Here is a 22,361-nt window from a genome sequence, read left to right on the forward strand (position 1 = left end):
TTTATCTTACAAAATTAATACTATTTTCCGGTTTGAGGCCTCCTTTGTCAATTTATACAAAAGTTGCACAAACCCTATCAAAATTGTAATATTACCTAATAGCTAAACCGTTATTAATGACAAACCAAAATTCAGGGGAGCACAGGGAGAACGAAAATATCGTTAAAAACAAAGATTTAAATATCTGGGAAGCGCTCACCCCCGTTATAGCCCTGGTAGCCATGCTAGCCTATAATGTTTACGTATTTGGGGACGACGCCCTTAGCGGCTCCAACCAATTCATTCTTTTAATGGGTGGCGCTGTCGCCGCTATTGTAGGAGCATTCAACAGGGTATCTTACGAACAAATGATGACGGAGGTTTCGGAAAACCTAAAATCTACTACCGGAGCTTTACTTATTTTATTGATGGTAGGCGCCCTAGCTGGTTATGGCTCATAAGCGGCATCATTCCCGCAATGATTTATTATGGACTTCAAATTCTTAATCCCACAATATTCTTAGCCGCCTGTGTTGTAATTTGCGCCATCATATCTATTGCAACGGGAAGTAGTTGGACTACTTCTGCCACGGTGGGTATAGCTTTAATTGGTATTGGTGAAGCACTGGGCATATCATTAGGAATGACAGCTGGAGCAGTATTGTCCGGAGCCTATTTTGGAGATAAGCTCTCCCCTCTTAGCGATACTACCAATTTAGCACCCGCAATGGCCGGTGGCGAGCTTTTTGACCATATTAAATATATGCTATACACTACGGTTCCTACTATTAGTGTTACTTTAATTTTCTTTATTATTTTAGGCTTCACCTTAGAAACAAAAGGAACTGCAGATATCGATTCAATTCTAAACTCTATCAATTCCGCCTTTACAATTACACCTTGGCTTTTTCTAGTTCCAATAATAGTAGTTGTCCTTATTATAAAAAAAACACCTCCATTGGCCGCCCTATTAATAGGAACTTTATTAGGGGCCGTATTTGCTCTAATTTTTCAACCTGATGTTGTTGCTTCTATTACAGGAGCTAAAGAACTTACTTTTGAATCAGGTTACGAAGGAGTCTTAAAGGCTATAACCGTTCAAACCTCTGTGCCAACAGATAATGAGGCACTTAACGATTTGTTTTCCGCAAAAGGAATGACAGGAATGATGGGTACTATCTGGCTTATTATCTGCGCCATGGTTTTTGGCGGTATTATGGATGGTATTGGCGCTTTGGACCGTATTACCAAATCATTAATGAAAATGGCAAAAACTACTTTTGGCCTTTTTGCCAGTACAGTTGGTAGTTGTCTTGCTTTGAACATTACGGCATCTGACCAATATCTTGCTATTGTAGTTCCTGGAAAAATGTTTAGCAAGGCTTATTATGCAGATAGAAATCTAGCTCCAGAAAACTTAAGCAGAACCTTAGAAGATTCCGGTACGGTAACCTCTGTTCTTGTACCTGGAATACCTGTGGCGCTTATCATAGTAGTGTTTTGGGAGTTGGAACGGCGGAATATGCACTGTTCGCTGTATTTAACTGGTTGAGCCCTATAATGACATTGATTTTTGCTGCATTGCACATTAAAATCAAGCAATTGACCACCAAAAACACCTCTTCTCAAAAAGAAATTTAAAATCTTCAATTTCTCAAATTAAGAATATTAAAATTACTAGTCCTTACGCTAAGAATTAGTCAATTTATGTATTCATATTTTATCAATTTAACAACAAAATGTAGGTATACTCTAGAGCATCTACAATAGTTATTCTCCTATCAGTTTTTTAAATACAGATAACATGGTCTACCACGATAATGAGTGTAATTTTGTAATCAAATAGATATTAAAACTTAAAAATAAATAATATGGCTTTTGTAGGTAAAAAATTCCCAAACTTGAGTGTAAACGCAATGAATGATTTAGGCGATACATTCAAATTGAATGTTTTAGAAGAAGCTCAAAAAAACAACAAGAAAGTTGTTCTTTTCTGGTACCCTAAAGATTTTACATTTGTTTGCCCAACTGAATTACACGCTTTTCAAGCTGCTTTAAGTGAGTTCGAAAAAAGAAATACATTGGTAATCGGTGCTTCTTGTGATACTGCAGAGGTACACTTTGCTTGGTTAAGCACAGATAAAGACAATGGTGGTATTGAAGGTGTTACTTACCCATTATTGGCAGATAGCAACCGTAACCTTTCTTCTACATTAGGTATCCTTGATATTACTAATGAGCAGTACAATGAAGAAACTGGTGTTGTTACTGTTGAAGGTGATAATGTAACGTATCGTGCTACTTACCTTATTGATGAAGAAGGTACTGTATTTCACGAAGGTATCAACCATATGCCATTAGGTAGAAACGTAAATGAATACTTGCGTTTAATTGATGCTTACACACACGTACAAGAAAAAGGTGAAGTTTGTCCTGCAAACTGGGAAGAAGGTAAAGATGCAATGACTGCCGATAGAAAAGGTGTTGCTGAATATCTTTCTGCTCATAAGAACTAATTAAGTTCTTTAGTTACAAGTTAACCGCTTGTATTTTTGATAATGCAAGCGGTACTTTTTAAACCTAAAACAGTATAAATTTTAAAACCTAGAGATATGGTATTGGAATTAGAACAAGATAATTTGCAAGAAATTATTGCAGATAAAAAGAATGTAATTGTACAGTATTCTGCCGGATGGTGTGGTAACTGCCGTATCATGAAGCCTAAGTTTAAAAAAGAGGCTTCAACTCACGAAGATTTTACTTTTGTAATTGCCGATGCGGAGAAATTCCCTGAAAGCAGAAAATTAGCCAACGTAGACAACCTGCCTACATTTGCTACTTTTACCAATGGAGAGTTTAAAAATCAAGTACAAACGAACAAATACGATGTTCTAAAAGAATTGATCAGTGAAGCTTCCCGTAATTAAGCATTTGACAAATTTCATTGAAGAAAACGACGAAGATTTTGTTGTTGAAACCATTGAAACACTAGAAGCCCTAACAGAAGTATCTTCTCTAAAAGACGAAGAACTTGATGTTATTGGCGAATTAATATCGAACATGTACGGTGCACTTGAAGTACAAAAAAGTATAAAGGAAGGCAAACCTCAAAAAGAGGCATTGAACGAGTTTATGCAGCGTGTAATGGGTGCTATTGATAAGTAAACCAAGTAAAAATACATTTACTTAGGTATCTAAAAGTGAGATAACTTTTGATTTTTAACCGAATCAATAAAGTTGTTTCACTTTTTTGTTTTGTTACTTCTGTTTTTAAATAGGATATTTCTTTTCTGGAGCACCCTTAATTAGCTCATAATTTTATAATTTCACGTCCAATTTAAATTAAATACATCATGGCTACAGTAACCTTAAAAGGAAACGAAATACATACTTTAGGAAATCTACCCGCAAACGGAAGCAAAGCTCCTAATTTTACATTAACGAAAAATGACCTTTCATCTGCATCTCTTTCTGATTACTCAGGCAAGAGAGTAGTTTTAAATATCTTCCCTAGCGTTGACACAGGTACTTGTGCGCAATCTGTTAGACAATTCAACAAAGAAGCTGCAGAATTAGACAACACGGTAGTTTTATGTGTTTCTAAAGATTTACCATTTGCCCAAGCTCGTTTTTGTGGCGCAGAGGGTATTGAAAATGTAGAGATGTTATCTGATTTCCGTGACGGTAGTTTTGGAAAAGACTATGCTGTTGCTTTTTCTGACGGACCTTTAGCTTCGTTATTATCAAGATCGGTTGTCGTTCTTAATGAGTCTGGTAATGTTATCTACTCTGAGCAAGTTACTGAAACTGTAGATGAGCCGAATTACAAAGCAGCTCTTGAAGCTTTAGCCGATGCCTAAAGAAGAGTCGTTTGCCGTAAATAGAATAAAAAGTGTGGGCTTCGCTATGCGTGGAGCCCTGCTTTTAATTAAGACTGAAGCGAGTATTAAAATTCAGGTATTCTTGGCCGTGGTGGTCACTATAGCCGGATTTTATTATGAAATATCTACCACAGAGTGGATTTTTCAAATCTTTGCTGTTTCATTAGTCGTCGGTATTGAAGGTGCCAATACCGCTATCGAAAAAATATGTGACTTCATACACCCAGATTTTGACGAGAGAATAGGTTTCATAAAAGATGTAGCGGCCGGAGCGGTAATGCTAGTTTCAATTGGCGCTACTATCGTAGGTTGTATTATCTATTTACCAAAAATATTTTAGTCAGACCTTAATGGTATTCTCAAAAGGCAGGCTTTTTTTCGTGAAATAAAGACAAAACATTTGCTGAACCCTAAGAACATATATCGATTAAACGAATATGCAGTTACCTTGTACCGCATATTTTTAGCCTACATCTTTTACTTTGTAGCAAGAGTTCTATTCTTTGTTTATAACAAAAGTTTATTCAGCGTTAACAGTGTAGGCGATTTTTTGGCGCTTAGTTTCTGGGGTCTTAGTTTTGACACCACAGCTATTCTCTACGTTAATCTACTTTTTATAGCGCTTAGCATTTTACCCTTGTGGATCAATACCACTAAGGTGTACCAAAAAATTCTAATGTGGATTTACTTGGCAACTAACCTAATTGCATTCGCTACCAACTTTGTTGACTTCATCTATTACAACTACACTTTTACCAGAAGTACTTTTGCATCTTTTGAATCTTTAGAAAATGAAGAAAATAAAGAAGCACTGCTTATATCCTTCATATTGGATTATTGGCATGTATTCCTAATATTTATTATTTGTGCTTTTATTTGGGTAAAACTTTACAAATTAGTTGCCGTAAAGAATATATCATATCCTAAAAAAATACCGTATTTCACGAGTTCAGTTGTTGCACTGTTATTAACAGGATTACTTACTATAGGTGGTATTCGTGGTGATTTTAGCCATAGTACGCGTCCAATTAATATGGTGGATGCCAGTAGGCATGTTAAAACTCCTGAACAAGCCAACATCGTCCTTAATACGCCTTTCGCATTTATTAGAACCATAAAATCCTCTGATTTTAAAAGACGTAGCGGTGTACCCCAAGCAGTTATTGATTCTACTTTTCACCCTATTAAACAGTATAATGATACTGTTGATAATAAACCCAATGTGGTTCTCATCATTATAGAAAGTTTTGGGCGTGAGTATCTCGGTAGCTTTAATAAAGAGATGAATATTAAAGACTACGTGGGTTACACCCCTTTTATAGATTCACTTGCTCAGCATAGCTTAATTTTTCCAAATGCTTTTTCTAATGGAAGAAAGTCCATTCATGCCATGTCTTCCATACTGGCAGGAATTCCTTCATTTAAAATAGCTTACACCTCTACTCCCTATGCCAACAAAAAAATAGAATCTATTATTTCTGCTGTAAACAGTATGGGATATGACACTTCTTTTTTTCACGGCGCACCCAATGGTTCTATGGGTTTCCTAGGTTTTGGAAATGTTCTGGGTTACGACCATTATTACGGAAAGACGGAATACAATAATGATGATGATTTTGATGGTATATGGGGAATTTGGGATGAACCTTTTCTTCAATATACCGCCCAAGTATTATCGGAAAAACAGCAACCTTTTTTCTCTACCATATTTACGGTTTCTTCACATGCACCCTATCAGGTACCAGAAAAATACGAAGGGAAATTCCCTAAAGGTGACCTAGATATCCATCAATGTGTAGGCTATACAGATTATGCCCTAAAACAGTTCTTTAAAACCGTAGAAAACGAACCTTGGTACAAGAATACTGTCTTTGTAATCACTGCAGACCACGGTAACCAAATCCAGTACGAGGCCTATCAGAAAACAGCAAATAGGTATGCGGTACCTATACTTATTTTTGACCCTAATGAAAAATATAAAGGAGTTGACCATAGTTTAGCGCAGCAAATAGACATTTACCCTACCCTAGCCTCTATAACAGGATATCAGAAACCATTTAGAAGCTGGGGAAGAAGTCTTGTTTCAGATAGTATTCAGAAGCCTTATGCGCTTGCCAATACAGGGACAAATTTCCTTTTTATGAGAGATAGTCTTATCATGGTTCGTGATGATGAAAACACCTTGGGACTCTACCAAATTTCAGATAAAGGATTAGAGCACAACATTGCTGGAAAAAATCCGTTAGAAACCAAAAAGATGGAGGTTATGGAAGAAGGCTTTATTCAAGACTACATGAACCGCATTTTAGACGGGCGGTTAGATGCTGAAAATAAAACATCTAAAGAACCATAACTACCTTTTTAGGAGTATGTACTCTATAAAAAAGAAAAGACTTTTCGTAATCCCTACTTCGAAAACATCGTAATACGTATTTTTGCATCCAGTGGAAAAAAAGTAATGGCCAAAAAGAAAACAACGACAACCAAAAAAAAGATTACCCCCAAGAAGGCTAATCTTGTTGTATCCAAAAAGAACAAAATTATATTGGGAAGCTTGCTCATACTCTTTAGTATGGCGCTATTCTTTTCGTTCGTATCCTTTTATTTTACGTGGCAAGATGACCAAAGTCTGTTATCTGAGTTTGCCAATAGAAACGAACAAGCCAAAAACCTACTTAACAAATTTGGCGCTAGTGTTAGTCACTTTTTTGTTTACAAAGGGTTTGGTGTGGCTTCTGTAATCCTAACAATTTTAGTTTGCATTACCGGACTTCATCTGTTTTTAAGTTTAGATAAAAAAGGTCTTCTTAAAAAATGGATTTGGGGTCTGATTTTCATGATTTGGATTTCTGTTGTCTTAGGTTTCTTGGCAGATACAAAACCGTTACTTGGTGGTCTTATAGGCTATGAAATGAATGATTTTCTTAAAGATTACACTGGGAACATAGGCGTTGTGCTTATCCTTCTTTTTGGTTTGGTATTTATTCTCGTTCGCTTCTTCCATTTTACTCCGGAAGGAATGGCTAATTTTTTCAAGAAAAAGACTTCTTCGTTAAAATCGGAATTAGAGTCAACTTCAAAAGAAGCTTCAGACGCTATCAGAGATGTTCAAGAATCCATTAAAAAAACAGAAAAAGAAACGCCTGTAGTTCTTGATACGTACACACACAAAAAAGACATTCCGCCTCTAAAAGAAGAAAAAATTGTTATAGATGATTTTGAGGTTACTGTTCCTGCGGAAGAGGAAACCACAGATGAACTCGCAATGGAAGTTGAAGAAATTGTTGAAGAGCAAGAGGAGACAGATAATATTGCCAATAAATTAGTAGAAGATTTTGGGGAGTTTGACCCTACCCTAGAGCTTGGTCACTATAAATTTCCAACCATAGAACTTTTGGACCAACATGGTGTTACCGGTGGTATTACCATTAACCAAGAAGAACTTGAGGAAAATAAAAATAAGATTGTAGACACTCTTAAGAACTACAAAATTGGTATTTCGCAAATTAAAGCGACTATTGGCCCAACCGTTACACTTTATGAAATTGTACCTGAGGCCGGAGTGCGAATTTCTAAGATTAAAAACTTAGAGGATGACATTGCTCTTTCGCTTGCTGCTTTAGGTATTCGTATTATAGCCCCTATTGGAAAAGGAACCATTGGTATTGAAGTACCTAACAAAAACTCGACTATCGTTTCCATGCGGTCGGTTATTGCTTCTAGTAAGTTTCAAAAAGCAGAGATGGAATTGCCAATTGCTTTTGGTAAGACTATTAGTAACGAAACTTTTGTGGTTGACTTGGCAAAAATGCCTCACCTTCTAATGGCAGGTGCAACTGGCCAAGGTAAATCTGTTGGTTTGAATGCGGTACTGACATCGCTACTCTACAAAAAGCATCCAGCAGAGGTGAAATTTATATTGGTCGATCCTAAAAAAGTAGAACTGTCCATCTATAATAAGATAGAAAGGCACTTTTTGGCCAAATTACCAGATTCCGAAGAAGCTATTATAACGGATAACGCCAAGGTAATTAACACCTTAAATTCTCTTTGTATTGAAATGGACAACAGGTATGAACTGTTGAAACACGCCCAGGTTCGTAACCTTAAGGAATACAATGTGAAATTTAAGTCGCGTAAATTGAATCCTAACGACGGGCATAAATTTTTACCCTATATTGTTTTAGTTATAGATGAATTTGCAGATTTAATCATGACTGCCGGTAAAGAGGTAGAAACACCTATTGCACGTTTGGCACAGTTGGCAAGAGCTATTGGTATTCACTTAATAATTGCTACACAACGACCATCCGTAAACGTTATAACAGGTATTATTAAGGCGAATTTCCCTGCTAGAATTGCATTTAGAGTAACCTCTAAAATAGATTCAAGAACTATACTGGATGCTCAGGGAGCAGATCAGTTGATTGGACGTGGGGACATGTTGTTTACACAAGGTAACGATGTTACCCGTATTCAATGTGCATTTGTGGACACCCCTGAAGTTGCTAAAATTACGGAATACATAGGCTCTCAACGAGCCTACCCAAATGCCTACGAACTGCCAGAATATTCTGGAGAGGATTCTGGCACAAGTATTGATAATAATATATCCGAGAGAGATATCCTTTTTCGTGACGCGGCCGAAGTTATCGTTACCGCCCAACAAGGTTCTGCCTCTCTAATACAAAGAAAATTGAAATTGGGTTACAACCGTGCTGGCCGTATCGTAGATCAACTTGAAGCCGCTGGTATTGTAGGGCCATTTGAAGGTAGTAAGGCAAGACAGGTATTAGTACCTGATTTTGTTGCCCTAGATGAATTATTAAACAACGAACGCTCATAAATAGAGCTATTAATTTAAATAGTAAAATGAAAAATATTTTTTTAGTACTTACTCTTGTATTACTATCGAACACCACTTTTGCACAAAATTCAGAGAAAGCAAAAGTCTTGCTAGAAGACGTTTATAATAAGGTAAAAAGCTATGACAATATCTATGTCGATTTTAAATATGTTCTCAACAATTCAGAAGCTGGCATAAACCAAGAAACCCGTGGCGAAGTCACTTTACAAGGTGATAAGTACATTGGTAATTTCTTTGGGTCTACTCAGTTATTTGATGGCTCTAAAGTGTATACCATCATTCCAGAGAACGAAGAGGTTACTATTGAGGATAAATCAGAGGATGAAAATGCGTTGACTCCTGCAAAAATGTTGACTTTTTATAGAGAAGGTCACAATTATGAAATGGACATTCTACAGAACGTAAACGGTAGAAAAATTCAGTACGTGAAGCTTACTCCTATTGACACCAACTCAGAAATAAAGACTATTTTGTTGGGGATTGATGCTGAAACAAAGCATATCTACAAGCTTATAGAAACTGGTAAAAATGGCACTACTACAACCATTACCGTTAATTCTTTCAAAACTGACCAACCTTTGTCAAAAACCTTGTTTACTTTTGATGAGGCCAAGTACAAGAATGACGGGTACTACATAGTAAGAAACTAACATTGCCACATTGAGAATTCTAGACCGATATATATTATCGCGGTTCCTTTATAATTTTTTGAGTTCGTTCGTAATATTGATGTTCATCTTCATATTTCAGACGATATGGTTGTTCATTGATGATTTTGCCGGCAAAGGTCTGGATATTGGTATCATAGGTAAGTTTTTCTTTTACATGATGCCCAGCTTAACGGAAAAGGTATTGCCCTTAACCGTTATTCTAGCCTCCATCCTTACTTTTGGAACACTGGCGGAGAATTACGAATTCGCAGCAATGAAAGCCTCTGGTATTTCCTTGCAGCGCTCCATGCTAAGCCTTATTATTTTTATGGTCCTTTTAGGAGGCGTTACCTTTTACTTTGCAAACAGCGTGATACCTGCTTCTGAGCAGAAAATCTACAATATGCGCCGTAACATTGCCAAAGTAAAGCCCGCTGCAGCTATAGAAAAGGGGGTTTTTAGTGACTTTGAAGGCATGAGTATTAAGGTTGATGAAAAGTATGGTGAGAAAGACCGCTTTTTAAAAAATGTAATCATTCACCAGAAAACAGCCGCCAATGTTAACAGTACCGTAATAAAAGCGAAAACTGGTGAGCTTATTAGTAGTGAAGATTCAGAGCTTATTCAATTAGTACTTCGTGATGGTCATGACTATCGTGACATGGATAAAACAAAAAGCACAGAAAAAAGAAAATACCCCTTTACCAATACCGATTTTGAGATTTACCGGATGAACATTGAAATTCCGGAAATGGAGCAAGATCTTGAAGAGGAAAATGTGTCTAATCGTGAGAAGATGAAAAACGTCTCTCGGTTAATAAAAGATATGGATTCAATTGAGGATGACAATCGTAGAATCGTTCAGGCCTTCTCCAAAAACATAGTTTATCGTATGGGTGGTTTTATTCCTCTTACCCCCAAAGACACAGCAGTTACCAAAAAAATGGAATTGCTTCGTGAGAAAGAGGCATTGGCAGATAAGAATACTATAACAACAAGCCCTATTGATACGGCAACCGCAGTTACTAAGGAGGACATCATAACAGATTCCCTATCGGTAGCCGCTGTAGCATCAAACGAAAAGACACCTCCAACAGATATTATATCATTATTTAAAGACTGGCAAAAAGTGCAGGTTATGAACTCTGCCAAAAACTCCGTTTCTAATATAATGACCTCTATTGAAGGAAAAAAACAAGAGCTAGACAAGCGTTACGAAATACACCGTAGGCATGTATTCTCACTACATGAAAAGTATGCTTTGGCGCTTTCATGTATCATCTTATTTTTTGTAGGAGCACCACTAGGAGCTATAATTAGAAAAGGTGGCATAGGTTTACCAATGGTAGTTGCCATCTTACTATTTTTAGTCTATTATTTCTTAGGCGTTTTCGCTGAAAACTACAGCTACAAAGGCAATATTCACCCTATTATAGGAGCATGGCTATCTTCAATGGTTATGTTACCTTTAGGTATTTACTTAACAAGACAAGCTACCGCAGACCAGGGTATGATAAATTTTGGAAATGTTATAGACCTTGTCAAACGTCTTTTTTCTAAAAAGGACAAAACTGAAGAAGAATGATTACCGATATGGAAAAGAAAATTCAATTGAATACTATTGAGGAGGCCATTGATGAAATTAGAAAAGGTAATGTCATTATTGTTGTAGACGATGAAAATCGTGAGAACGAAGGTGATTTTTTAGCTGCTGCTGAATTGGCAACAACTGAAACCGTAAATTTTATGGCTACCCACGGTAGAGGACCATTTGCGCCCCGTTAACTGAAGGCAGATGTAAAGATTTAGGTCTTCACATGATGGTCAATAATAATACGGATCCTATGGAAACGGCCTTCACCGTATCTGTAGATTTACGTGGTGGTGGTGTTACTACTGGAATTTCTGCTTCGGACAGAGCCCAAACGGTACTTGCCCTGACTAAAAAAGAAACCAAACCACATGATTTGCGCGCGCCTGGGCATATTTTCCCGCTTGTTGCAAGAGAAGGCGGCGTATTACGAAGAACAGGCCACACAGAAGCTGCTATTGATTTTGCACGATTGGCTGGGTTACAACCAGCTGGCTATATTGTGGAAATTATGAATGAAGACGGGAGTATGGCCCGCTTGCCGCAATTGATGAAAGTTGCTAAAAAGTTTGACCTTAAAATTGTTTCTATAGAAGATTTAGTTGCCTATAGAATGGAGCATGATAGTCTTATTGCCAAAAAGGAAGATTTTGATATAGAAACTCGTTTTGGGAAATTCCGTCTACGAGCTTATCAACAAACTACAAATAACCATGTGCATATTGCTTTAACTAAAGGCTCATGGAACAAAACCGAAAAGGTATTGACCCGTATCAATTCTACCTTGGTTAACAATGATATTTTAGGTACACTTACCAATAATCCTGATGCAAAACTTGAAGATATGTTCAAGGCTATTGATAAGGAAGGAAAAGGCGCCATTGTTTTTATAAATCAAGATTCTGAATCCTTGAATCTATTATCACGATTAGCAGAGCTAAAAGAACTACAGAAAAAAGGGATTCAAAAAGCACCAAAAATTGATATGGATGCTCGTGATTTTGGTATCGGAGCACAAATTCTTCATGATTTGGGCATTGTCAAAATGAGAATCCTTTCAAATTCACCACAAACCAAACGTGTTGGTATTATTGGTTACGGTATTGAAATTGTTGAATACGTAGGATACTAATATTCCTTTTGCCTAGCAATCTATTTTATTAATTGACTTGGCGGATAACCGAATTGTTTTTTAAAGCAGCGGCTAAAGTATAAGGGGTCACTAAACCCAATAAGGGTAGTGACTTCGGATACATTGTATTTTTTTGTTCGTAGAAGTTGAGCTGATTTTTTCAGTCTAATCGTTCGTATGAATTCATTGGGCGCCAAATCCGTAAGTTCTTTAATCTTGCGGTATAGTTTTGATGAACTCATCCCCAATGACTGACAAAGAAGAGATGTGTTTAGCTCGCTATTCCCCATATTCTCATGAATCAATTTCGTTAAATCTTCCATGAAAGATTGATCTATGGGTGAATGCGTCAACGTATTCACTTGACTTTCTATTTCTTCCGAAAATCTATTTTTTAATTCTTTCCTAGAATTGATGATATTTTCAATTCTAGTTTTAAGCAGTGAAGGGTCAAACGGTTTTACCAAATACCCATCAGCTCCAGAGCTGTACCCCTTTATTTTATCATCATTATCTGATAATGCCGTTAATAGAATAACAGGAATGTGACTAATATCCGCATCGTTCTTCAATGCTTTACAAAATTCTAATCCGTTTTTAACTGGCATCATAACGTCTGCAATACAGATAGCCGGTTTAACATTTAAGCAGACTTCCAACCCTTTTTCTCCGTTCTCAGCTTCAAAAACCTTGTAATAATCAGAGAGGTAATCCATTAAATAATTACGTAGTTCCGCATTATCTTCTATGATTAATATCCGCTCTTTTAAATGGGTACTTTGAATGATTTTCTTTGCGGTAATAAGCTGTGGTGAATCTTCAACTACTTGGCTTTTCTCGTACTCAAACACTTCATCATCTTCATAGGCCGTACGGGAAATTGGTAGTTTCAAAGTAAAAACACTGCCCTTGTTCAGCTCGCTTTCTACCGTTATCTGTCCTTTGTGTAATTCCGTCAAAGCCTTTACTAATGATAAACCAATTCCAGAACCTGTATTAAGGCTGGTGCTATTGGAAGCTTGATAAAAGCGAGAGAAAATTTTCTTTTGACTTTCTTTAGGAATTCCTATACCATCATCACTCACTTCTACAATTAGGAAGGCCTCACTCCCCTTCTCTTTTACTTCTATAAAAAGGTCTACATGACCATAATTATGAGTAAATTTCAATGCATTAGATAATAGATTATACAGCATTTTATCATACTTATCCCGATCTATATATCCTGCAATCTCTTCATTTTCAGATATTAAGTTAAAATTGATTTTTTTATCGTCCGCCAACTCTTCAAATGAACGAAAGGTGTTTTTTGTATACAGAAGAATATCCGTTTTCGTTACCTTCAAACGCAATTCACCAGATTGGGCTCTTCTAAAATCCAACACCTGATTTACCAAGTTCAATAATCTATTCGCGTTCTGGTGAATGAGATTATAGCGGCTCTGTTGAAAGTAATTACCCGAATCCTTTCCATCTTCAATTAACTGTTTCGCGGGGCCTAAAATTAGCGTTAGCGGAGTTCTAAGTTCATGAGATATATTCGTAAAGAAACGCAGCTTTTCGTTATTCAATTTTTCATCACGTTCCCGTTTTACCCTCTCCATTAACCATTGTTGTTTTAATACGATACGGGCCCTAATTTGCTTTCGTATGAGGTAAAAAGCCAATGCCAACACTAACAATAAGAGAAAAAATGCTTTATAGGTAAACCAAAAAGGAGGAAGTATTTCAATCTGGTACGAAGCAACATCACTCCAGACCCCATGACTATTCATAGCCTTTACTTTAAATACATAATCTCCCGAAAACAAATTCGTGTATTGAACAGTTCGTTGCCGAACATCTACGGTGTTCCAATTTTCATCAAACCCTTCTAAAATATAACTGTACCTATTCTGTCTTCCGTTTACGTAAGATGGACTAGAAAAAGTAAGTGAGAAATTCTTATTTGTATTCTTAAGAATAAGGTTTCTATTTATGTTTATATCAGATTTAAGTATCTGCTGTCCGTTTATTACCGAGCCAATTTCTACGGCCTTGTTCTGTACTCTAATATTGGTAATTATAGGTTCTGGCGCATATTCGTTTACAGAAAGTTCTTTTGGTGAAAAGGTTATAATCCCCTCCTTACCACCAAGGTACATATGGGAATCATCTGCATAATAAAACCCTCTGGTACTGAATATATCTAGCCGATTTCCACTTTCCGTGTGGTATAATTTTAATTCTTTTGAGGCAATGTCATATTTGCCTAAATTATTATTATTCATGTTCAACCACAGAAATCCATCTTTATTAGATAGAAGGTTTGTAATCCATCTATTCTGCAATCCATCTATTTCATCTACTGGTAAAAAATTGTCTAACGCAGGGTCATAATAACAGAGCCCCTTACGGGTAGCGGCCCAAATTTTTCCTGATTCATCTATGGCAATATCGCTAACGTTATTATGAGGTATACCAACTTTAATCTCTGGTTTGGCTTCATACGCCTTAACTTTCATTGATTGTCTATCGTAGCAATAGACGCCCATTTGTGTAGCAAACCAAATTTTATTATCTGCACTTGCTTTTACCGTGTTGATATCAAGCGTAGGCAACAAATTCCCATAAGTCTTATCTACTTTTTGAGTTTCCAAATTCAGGACAACGGCACCCTCACCGTGAGAAGCTATAATCATTTGATTATTTCCAAAAGGCTCAAAGCCTAAAATAGGAGCGTGTTTAAATCCTACGTCAATTACCTTGTCAGTTTTATTTAGGTAATTATAAACCAGTATTTTTCCATTCCAAAGACCACAATAGAATGTTTTCCCATCCAGGGAATACATGCTGGCAATATCTTTTTGAGTATTGTAAAGTGGAACATAGTTTTCTTCTTTTGAAAGAAATAGACCATTATGCCTTGTTGCTACTATTATTTTTTCATCAAAAGTTTTTGAGAAATCTCGGATGCGAGGCACTTGGTTTTCTATAAACTGACTGATTGATGTGTTATATTTAAACTGATTCTCGTAAGGGTCGTATTTATCCAATCCTTCTTCAGTACCCACCCAAAGCACACCCGAAGCATCAAAATATAGTGAAGAAACCAAGTTGTCCACTAATGAGTCATCATCAGACAATTCGGAAAAATACCAATCATACTGTTTAGTTTGAATGTCTTCTAGAGCATCTACTTGCAAAATACCTCCTAAAGTTCCCAACCAATATTTTCCGTTGGGAGCTTTGGCAATTGAAATAAAATAAGGTCCCAGCTTATCCCTTACTTCAGAATCTTCAATAAGCAAATTTTGAAAGCTATCTTGATCTACATTCAATTTGTACAAACCATTTCTACTACCTGCAAAAATGTTCGCCTTCTGGTCTTCGTAAATGAAGTTCACATAAGGGCTAGCTTCATTTTGAACCGATAATGAGTATTGTTTTATTTGGACAATGGAACCAAGGTTATCCAAAGAAATTCTAGCTATTCCAACATCTCCATAACTACCAATCCATAAGCGCCCTTTAGAATCTTCAAAAATTTCTTTAACGTAGGTAAAACCCTCAAGAGGAATTTTACTAAAGCTTTCTTTTTTAGAATCGTACAGAAACAACCCTTGGTCTTTGGTACCAACCCAAACTCTTTTAAACGAATCTATATGAACAGACCTAATTTCCTTGTCTGGCAATGACCCGGTATTATTAGCGTCGGGTAAAAAAACTTTGAATTTATAAGTGTTTAAATCAAGAAGCGTAAGTCCGTTACGCGTTCCAATCCATAATTGGTTCGTTTCTTTATTAAACTCCAGTGCAGTAATATCATCATTGGGAATGGTGTTTACAGAAGGTGAAACGCTGTTATATGATTTAAATTCATACCCGTCAAAACGGTTAAGGCCTGAAAATGTTCCAAACCAAAGGAAGCCTTCATTATCTTGAACAATGTGTCTTACCGAATTATGAGAAATACCACTAGCATCATTATAGTGCTCAAATTTTAATGATTGAGCACACATTCCCCAAGCAGAGATGGTAAACCAGAAAACACATGCTAATCGGTAGCCCATAAAATTTTGAGTTGCAATTACAATTTAAGGTTTTAAAAATCAACTCCAAGCTCAACTGTATTTATTCTATTGTAGGCTGCTCAGAGGTCATTTGAAAATCTAAGGTAACTCCACTAGTTATCAAGTCATGGGTAATATGATATTTTGTATAAGGTGACTCGTTCAATTGAATACTCTTAATGAACACATCATCGTTACTTGCTCCAAGCGAATTTATAATTAAACTTTTTCCGTTCTGAAGGCTAATACTTACTTTATCAAAACTTGGACTTCCAAATTCATATTTTGGATTCTCCTCAGTACCTCCATTCATTTGAAATAGGCCTATCTTCATTAATACGGCCAAGCTACCCATTAGTCCTTGGTCTTCGTCTCCATTGTATCCTGTAGCAGGTGAAAGCCCGCCAAAAACAGTGTTCGCTACTCTACGAGACCAATACTGTGTAAGGTCTGGCCTATCTAATTTATTAAAAATAAAAGCAGTTTGTATAGATGGCTGGTTTCCGTAATTAATGGGAATATTCCTGTATTCAGGATGCAATTCTTGCGAATGGGAATTACCAGCTGTAAAGCCTAACTTTTCAGCAGTCTTAAACTGTTCATCTAATTTTTCTACCGCTGCAGACTTCCCTCCCATTAGTTGGGCAAGGCCTTCCTCGTCATGAGGTACAAACCACGTAGATTGCGCTCCATTAGATTCTATAAAACCGTTTTCATGTTCGTAAGGACTATAGTTTTCACGCCACTTACCCGCTACATCTTTCGGCCTCATCCATCCTATGGAGGTGTCAAAAACATTTTTATAATTCTGTGATCGTTTTAGAAAGTAGTTATAGTCTTCTGTATTCCTGAGTTTTTTAGCCAATTGCGCCAAAGTCCAATCCTGATAAGCGTACTCCATGGTCATACTTGCCCCATCTTGATGCCCACCAAATCTACCTTCCGGTATTGGGTGAGGCACATATCCGTTCGCTAAATAATATTTAAGTCCGCCACCTATTGTTGTATTGTGCTCGTAACCTGCTTTACCCATAATACCTCCGGCCATATGGTTTTTCTTAAGAGCTTGGTAAATTTTATCCAAATCTTCTGTAATGAGTCCTTTTTGAATTGCACTTACTATAAATGGTGTAGATGAAGCACCTGTCATCACATAAGTATAATTTCCTCCGGAAGGACCTCTGGGCACCATTCCCCCATCTTTATAATATTGCATTAAGGAGTTTACAAAATCTTCCATAATATCTGGATAGACTAAACCCCATAGCGTATTGAGTGTCCATTGTGCTCCCCAAAACGAATCTGAGTTATAATGATGGAATTTTGGTTTTCCACTATCATCAAGTGGCAATTGGCCTACTCTAAAAGTCTCACCCGTATAATCAGGATATGCTCCATTAACATCGCTAATAATTCTCCGGCCTTGCAAACTATGCCATAAATCTGTGTAAAACCTCTTTTGTGCGATTTCCGTATTACCTTCAACTTTTATTCTTCCCAGTAACCCGTTCCACTCTTTTCTAGAATCTTTAACGGTTTGGTCAAAATTCCATTCTGCTAATTCAGTATCAATATTACCTTTTGCATTTTCAAAAGAGGTGTATGAAATTCCTGCCTTCATTAGAACTTCATCTGTATCTCCCTTTAAAAAAACTAAGTAATTACCAGTTTTATCGTCTTTTTCTATTGAAGCTATTTCCGCATTCAAATCAATTGCAAAATAGAGTTTTACAGGCTTTGGCCTTCTAGTGGTTTCTTTGATTACCAATTCTCCTTTTAAAGATTTGCTATCTATTTGTTCAAGTAATCCATCTGTATTTTCATTCGGACCTAATATTCCATTTAGATTGAAGAGTATTGCTGCCTTTTTACCTTCTTTAGGATAGTAATATTTATGCAGTCCCACCCGTGTGGTGCTGGTAAGCTCAACATCTATATCATACTTTTCAAGACTTAGAGCATGATATCCTGGAGATACTTTTTCTTTGTCATGACTGAATTTTGATTTAAAATCAGTGTAAATAGATTTTTCATTAGAGTCATCTACAGTAACCGGCATAACTGATAAGCCCGAAAGTTGCCATGCATGAATATGACTAAAACCCTGAACTGTATCTACCTTATACCTATAACCGCTACCCCATGCCCCTTCTACTTCTGTATCTGGGCTAAGATTTACCATGCCAAAAGGTCTACTAGCAGATGAAAAGAAAAACCACCTAGAGTTTTCAGTATCTAGTTGTGGGTAAACCAAGTCTACCGGTTCTATACTTTTTGCCGTTTCTTTTGTCTCTACTTTTGCTTCGCAAGAAGAGAGCACAACCGCTAGTATGATGTAGATTCCGTAGAAAGGAACTTTTGAAAATAAATTCATATAATACGTTTCTTTAACTTTTTGAATTGAGATTTGATTCTATTTTATTTAACATTTCAAAAGTTGGAAAACCATTGTTAGGTCTTCTAATTTCTGGATTGTACCAATTATCCCATTTGGGTGATTTATCGCCACTTTTCCGATTTCGATAAATTTCCTCCAACTGTGTTTTGGCCTCTGGCAATAAAGCTTTGGCCTCGTTTAGAAGCAAATCATTTGAGGTAACTTCAAACTCCTTTTTCAATACCGCCATCTTGTGTAACGTTCGCTCAAAACAAATTAAATCTTGGTATAACACCACTGGCAAATAAATATAATCATGAAAGAAAGTCTCATTTTCTGTAGTTTCCTTGAGTCCTTTTTCTGCTTCTTGAACCGAAAGATCTATGAGTTCTTCTGTAACTTTAACATACTCTAAATCATTCTCTACCCTTTTGTAATCATGAGGTACAGGTGATTTTTATGGTCTCTGTATTGGACTATCTGACAAATAGGAAATGGCTTCTCTAATTTCCCAAAGATGCTGAACATAACCAATGCGGTTCTTTTGTGCTTCATGTAAAGATTTCATTGACGTTACCGCATGTTTAGCACTCACATCATTGAAATAACGCTCTGTCCAATTTTTATAAAATGAATGCGCATCAAAACTTTCTGGGTCATTGCACACTTCCGAATACGCCTCAATATTCAGTAAAAATGGTCTGAAGTTTTGTCCGTTTACCAAGCAAAATTTATCGGCATTATAAGTACTGAACATATTTTTCATTACCGATTCCACTTTTTCTGGATATGGATTGTGAACCGTATGGTTTAACCAGTACCCAGCATGCATGTAGGTCCCAAAGCTGTAACCATCTGTAGTATTAGGTAAATGTTCAAAATCTCCAAAACCATGGTCAGACCATGCAACTATCCAATCTTTTGGTGGCCTGAAACCATCGTTCCACATTTCCATTCCATCGGAATAGCACACCAAAACCTTGTCTGCCTCTGGTTTGTATTCATCTACCAAATCACCAAAAGATTTGTACACCTCATTAAAAACGGCTATTTTATCTTCTCCACAACTACTTTCATACTCCCAGTCCCATACTTGATGACGAGGCCGTAGTATAAAAATATCAGTCTTACGCAAAGGTGTTTTTTCTAGATAATAACGCCATGCCGTTATCCAATCTTCTTTATAATCTTTCCAGCAGGTAGCCTTATCCGCAGACATAGGATGTATCTGATAGCCAAGCGCAAAGTCTATGGCCACCTTCATTCCTTTTTTCTGTGCGTAGTCTATCATCTTTTCAACATAGTCCACATCTACTTGGTAATCCGTTAATTCCTTATATTCCGGACGGATGAAAAATTCAGGACGTCCAAGCATATCAAAAATTTGAATTGCATTGTATCGTAGTCGCACCAACGAGTTAATTAACTCCGTATAACTCTCCCAATCGTATTCTAGCAAATCTCCCCTGTAGTTTGCCAACTCATCTACATCATTCTCAAAGTAACACAACAAGGGTACTTTTGGCGGAGCAATACGTCTATTCTCAAAAGCAAATAGGTCTGTAAGTTCTTTCTTTACCAATTTCTTTCCTGTCCAATACTGAACAGGGTCAATACCTAATATTTCATTAGAATAATCATAAATGGCATACTGAAGACCTTGTACATCGGAGCCAGCTATTACAATTATTTCCTTTTTCTTCTTTAAAACGATCTTCGCCCAAATACCACCACGTGGATATGGATTTACTGAAGTAAGCTGTATTTTTTTTGATGTATTTAAAGAGGTTATCAAAGCATTTGATTTTGGTGTTCCCAATAAAATAATGGTTCCTTTTTTAGGAACATTATTAATATTGTCAACCACCTCTACTTGGACGGATAAAACCTTTTTTAAATCATTTTGTAAATCTTCAATGGCATTTAACTCCGTTTCATTAGCCTGTTTCCCAACCACTAAAAATATAGAAGATGTTGGCTCTTTGGAAAAAGCATATAATAGAAATAGCCCTATAATGGGAAGCAATAGAAGAACTCGGCCAAATCTTGGTGTTTTAGACGTCATAATAATCTAATATACGTATCTCTAATTAAGAGGATGTTTAAAAAATATGGGCAGGAATACCACTCCCGCCCATATTCAACTAACTCAATTAAACTAAACTCAATTTTTTTAGTATCCTGGGTTCTGCGTCAATGAACCATCTGAAAGTTCTAATTCACTAGAAGGAATAGGTCTCAACAAGTGAATACTTGCATCAAAAGCACCGTGGTCTTGAACGTGCGGGTTGTGAGCTAAAATACGCTCCTCTAATTTCCCTGTTCGTTTTAATACGGCCCATCTATTTGCTTCACCAGCTAATTCCAAAGCTCGCTCATTTAGGATATCATCTATTGTTACAGAAGTATATTCGTCAGCAACACCAGTTGCACGCTCTCTAACAATATTTAAATGGGTTAACGCTGCTGCTTGATTGCCAGCGGCTAAATATGCCTCAGCAGCTATTAAATGTGTTTCTGCTATTCTGAATACAAACGTATCACGAGCACCATCTGTAGCTTCACTAAATATCTCATCGTCAAACTTCTTGAAAATAGGGAAGTTAGTTCGCTCTGGGTTTAGAGAATACAAGTAGTTAACTCAGGTACGTTATCTGGCTGTCCAAATAAATACTGATCAGGTTGGTACACCCAATACCTGTCCAAACGTTCCGCTAATTCAATAGGATCTATAGCTACTTTTGGGTAATACACAATCGTGTCCCCAGCTACAATAGCATCAGGTCCTTCCTCTTCATCTCCGTCCGCAAGAATTGCCCTATGTAACGTAGCATCATCTCTACTATCGTTATCTGCTAGCAAAGAATAGAAAAACGGTGTAGGCATAGCATTAAAATCACTAAAACCATAAGGAGTAGTTGTTCTGTTTACTCCAGGATAGTTTGATACTTGATTCATAAAGAGAGAATGTTTTGTATTCTCTTGATCGGTTGCAAGCCCATTAGTTCCCCATTGTATGGCAAATAGAATCTCGTCATTTACTTGATTGTCGTAAGCAAAAACTTCGGCATAAGATTGACTTCTGATGTCATACGAGCCAATAGCTTCTTCTGCAAGCGCTGCCGCGGTATTAAAATCGTCCGAACTTCCAAACGAGGTATAACCTCTTGTTAAATAAACTTCTGATAATACGTGTTGCGCAGCTCTTTTTGAAAACCGGCCAGTTTCAGGGTCATTAAGTAAAGTTGGTATAGCATCTTCCAAATCACTAATGATTTGGGCATACGTTTCTTCTTCCGTACTTCTAGCGTAGTCTGAACGAATAGTAGTAGATTCTTCTAAATCTAAAACCAAGCCCCCATACTGCTGTACCATATTAAAAAAGGCTAAACCACGTAACGCTTTTGCCTGAGCTATACCATATGCTTTATCACCCAATTTGTTATCCGACCAAGTAATTACAGTTTCATATCTATTAATTGCCGTATTAGCTTTTGCAACAACATCATAATTTTTTGTCCATAAAGATCCGCCAACACCTGAATCAAAACCAAAATAGTCATTGACTGCAGAAACTGAATTCAATTCAGCTTTAACGGTAAATAAATCGGTGCCTAAAAACTTTAAATTATAATCTTTATAAACCTCTCTTAAGGAAGAATATATACCTACAACCAACTGGTCTGCTGTACCTTCCTCAATGAAATTCTCACTCGTTATGTCTGAAAAAATATCTTCTTCAATATAACTGTCGCATGCACTAAAAGTTATCATACCAAGTAGTACGACGCCTATATGCTTAATTTTTATATCTAGTTTCATCTTATTTTTT

The 22,361-nt window shown here is 36.7% G+C and carries 15 protein-coding genes and 2 pseudogenes; 11 read left to right on the plus strand and 6 right to left on the minus strand.

Annotation, left to right across the window (positions count from 1 at the left end):
• Positions 1-116: 116 nt before the first annotated feature.
• The 11 genes and pseudogenes from nhaC to ribB all read left to right on the plus strand — a co-directional run bounded on the left by nhaC (position 117) and on the right by ribB (position 12,100).
• Positions 117-1,620 (plus strand): annotated as a pseudogene (gene nhaC / locus Q5W13_RS22195) (Na+/H+ antiporter NhaC).
• A 230-nt stretch (positions 1,621-1,850) separates the two neighbouring features.
• Entirely contained in the window at positions 1,851-2,495 is a 645-nt protein-coding gene (locus Q5W13_RS22200; RefSeq protein ID WP_155596639.1) for a peroxiredoxin, read from the plus strand.
• A 96-nt stretch (positions 2,496-2,591) separates the two neighbouring features.
• On the plus strand, positions 2,592-2,906 hold the full coding sequence (locus tag Q5W13_RS22205; protein ID WP_304444557.1) for a thioredoxin family protein: 315 nt from the start codon (positions 2,592-2,594) through the stop codon (positions 2,904-2,906).
• Complete coding sequence (locus Q5W13_RS22210) at positions 2,887-3,144, plus strand: DUF6952 family protein (protein WP_162524513.1); 258 nt, start codon at positions 2,887-2,889, stop codon at positions 3,142-3,144. The genes Q5W13_RS22205 and Q5W13_RS22210 overlap by 20 nt, the downstream gene beginning before the upstream one ends.
• Before the next feature lie 188 nt (positions 3,145-3,332).
• Positions 3,333-3,839 carry a thiol peroxidase gene (tpx, locus tag Q5W13_RS22215; protein WP_304444558.1) on the plus strand — a complete coding sequence of 169 codons (507 nt, stop codon included), beginning with the start codon at positions 3,333-3,335 and terminating at the stop codon, positions 3,837-3,839.
• The gene (locus Q5W13_RS22220) at positions 3,832-4,200 is read left to right on the plus strand and encodes a diacylglycerol kinase (protein ID WP_155596643.1); all 369 of its coding nucleotides are present in this window, start codon (positions 3,832-3,834) and stop codon (positions 4,198-4,200) included. Before tpx ends, Q5W13_RS22220 begins: the two co-directional genes overlap by 8 nt.
• A gap of 60 nt (positions 4,201-4,260) precedes the next feature.
• Positions 4,261-6,213, plus strand: a complete 1,953-nt coding sequence (locus Q5W13_RS22225) for an LTA synthase family protein (protein ID WP_304444559.1) — start codon at positions 4,261-4,263, stop codon at positions 6,211-6,213.
• Positions 6,214-6,318: 105 nt separating this feature from the next.
• Positions 6,319-8,706, plus strand: a complete 2,388-nt coding sequence (locus Q5W13_RS22230; RefSeq protein WP_304444560.1) for a DNA translocase FtsK — start codon at positions 6,319-6,321, stop codon at positions 8,704-8,706.
• 26 nt (positions 8,707-8,732) lie between these two features.
• Positions 8,733-9,377, plus strand: coding sequence for an outer membrane lipoprotein periplasmic chaperone LolA1 (lolA1, locus tag Q5W13_RS22235; RefSeq protein ID WP_304444561.1), 645 nt, complete (start codon positions 8,733-8,735; stop codon positions 9,375-9,377).
• A 79-nt stretch (positions 9,378-9,456) separates the two neighbouring features.
• Entirely contained in the window at positions 9,457-10,962 is a 1,506-nt protein-coding gene (locus Q5W13_RS22240; RefSeq protein WP_304444562.1) for an LptF/LptG family permease, read from the plus strand.
• Positions 10,959-12,100 (plus strand): annotated as a pseudogene (gene ribB, locus Q5W13_RS22245) (3,4-dihydroxy-2-butanone-4-phosphate synthase). Before Q5W13_RS22240 ends, ribB begins: the two are co-directional and overlap by 4 nt.
• Before the next feature lie 20 nt (positions 12,101-12,120).
• On the opposite strand, the gene Q5W13_RS22250 reads toward ribB, so the two are convergent.
• From Q5W13_RS22250 to Q5W13_RS22275, 6 genes are all read right to left on the minus strand, one after another.
• Complete coding sequence (locus Q5W13_RS22250) at positions 12,121-16,152, minus strand: hybrid sensor histidine kinase/response regulator transcription factor (protein WP_304444563.1); 4,032 nt, start codon at positions 16,150-16,152, stop codon at positions 12,121-12,123.
• A 61-nt stretch (positions 16,153-16,213) separates the two neighbouring features.
• Positions 16,214-18,526 carry a GH92 family glycosyl hydrolase gene (locus Q5W13_RS22255; protein ID WP_304444564.1) on the minus strand — a complete coding sequence of 771 codons (2,313 nt, stop codon included), beginning with the start codon at positions 18,524-18,526 and terminating at the stop codon, positions 16,214-16,216.
• Between the two features lie 13 nt (positions 18,527-18,539).
• Complete coding sequence (locus tag Q5W13_RS22260) at positions 18,540-18,779, minus strand: hypothetical protein (RefSeq protein ID WP_304444565.1); 240 nt, start codon at positions 18,777-18,779, stop codon at positions 18,540-18,542.
• Positions 18,780-18,986: 207 nt separating this feature from the next.
• Complete coding sequence (locus Q5W13_RS22265) at positions 18,987-20,594, minus strand: glycosyl hydrolase 115 family protein (RefSeq protein WP_304444566.1); 1,608 nt, start codon at positions 20,592-20,594, stop codon at positions 18,987-18,989.
• 108 nt (positions 20,595-20,702) lie between these two features.
• Positions 20,703-21,161: a RagB/SusD family nutrient uptake outer membrane protein gene (locus tag Q5W13_RS22270; RefSeq protein ID WP_304444567.1), complete on the minus strand. Its 459-nt coding sequence runs from the start codon at positions 21,159-21,161 to the stop codon at positions 20,703-20,705.
• Complete coding sequence (locus tag Q5W13_RS22275) at positions 21,149-22,351, minus strand: RagB/SusD family nutrient uptake outer membrane protein (RefSeq protein WP_304444568.1); 1,203 nt, start codon at positions 22,349-22,351, stop codon at positions 21,149-21,151. Before Q5W13_RS22275 ends, Q5W13_RS22270 begins: the two co-directional genes overlap by 13 nt.
• Between the last annotated feature and the right edge of the window lie 10 nt (positions 22,352-22,361).

This window comes from Zobellia laminariae (assembly GCF_030553095.1).
Taxonomy (GTDB): Bacteria; Bacteroidota; Bacteroidia; order Flavobacteriales; family Flavobacteriaceae; genus Zobellia; species Zobellia laminariae.

What these genes read in the sequence shown, in the direction of transcription:
- Q5W13_RS22205 (WP_304444557.1), top strand. Translation starts at nt 2,592, where the DNA reads ATGGTATTGGAATTAGAACAAGATAATTTGCAAGAAATTATTGCAGAT.
- lolA1 (WP_304444561.1), top strand. Translation starts at nt 8,733, where the DNA reads ATGAAAAATATTTTTTTAGTACTTACTCTTGTATTACTATCGAACACC.
- Q5W13_RS22240 (WP_304444562.1), top strand. Translation starts at nt 9,457, where the DNA reads ATGTTCATCTTCATATTTCAGACGATATGGTTGTTCATTGATGATTTT.
- Q5W13_RS22200 (WP_155596639.1), top strand. Translation starts at nt 1,851, where the DNA reads ATGGCTTTTGTAGGTAAAAAATTCCCAAACTTGAGTGTAAACGCAATG.
- Q5W13_RS22260 (WP_304444565.1), bottom strand. Translation starts at nt 18,779, where the DNA reads ATGGCGGTATTGAAAAAGGAGTTTGAAGTTACCTCAAATGATTTGCTT.
- Q5W13_RS22275 (WP_304444568.1), bottom strand. Translation starts at nt 22,351, where the DNA reads ATGAAACTAGATATAAAAATTAAGCATATAGGCGTCGTACTACTTGGT.
- Q5W13_RS22255 (WP_304444564.1), bottom strand. Translation starts at nt 18,526, where the DNA reads ATGAATTTATTTTCAAAAGTTCCTTTCTACGGAATCTACATCATACTA.
- Q5W13_RS22265 (WP_304444566.1), bottom strand. Translation starts at nt 20,594, where the DNA reads ATGACGTCTAAAACACCAAGATTTGGCCGAGTTCTTCTATTGCTTCCC.
- tpx (WP_304444558.1), top strand. Translation starts at nt 3,333, where the DNA reads ATGGCTACAGTAACCTTAAAAGGAAACGAAATACATACTTTAGGAAAT.
- Q5W13_RS22250 (WP_304444563.1), bottom strand. Translation starts at nt 16,152, where the DNA reads ATGGGCTACCGATTAGCATGTGTTTTCTGGTTTACCATCTCTGCTTGG.
- Q5W13_RS22220 (WP_155596643.1), top strand. Translation starts at nt 3,832, where the DNA reads ATGCCTAAAGAAGAGTCGTTTGCCGTAAATAGAATAAAAAGTGTGGGC.
- Q5W13_RS22230 (WP_304444560.1), top strand. Translation starts at nt 6,319, where the DNA reads ATGGCCAAAAAGAAAACAACGACAACCAAAAAAAAGATTACCCCCAAG.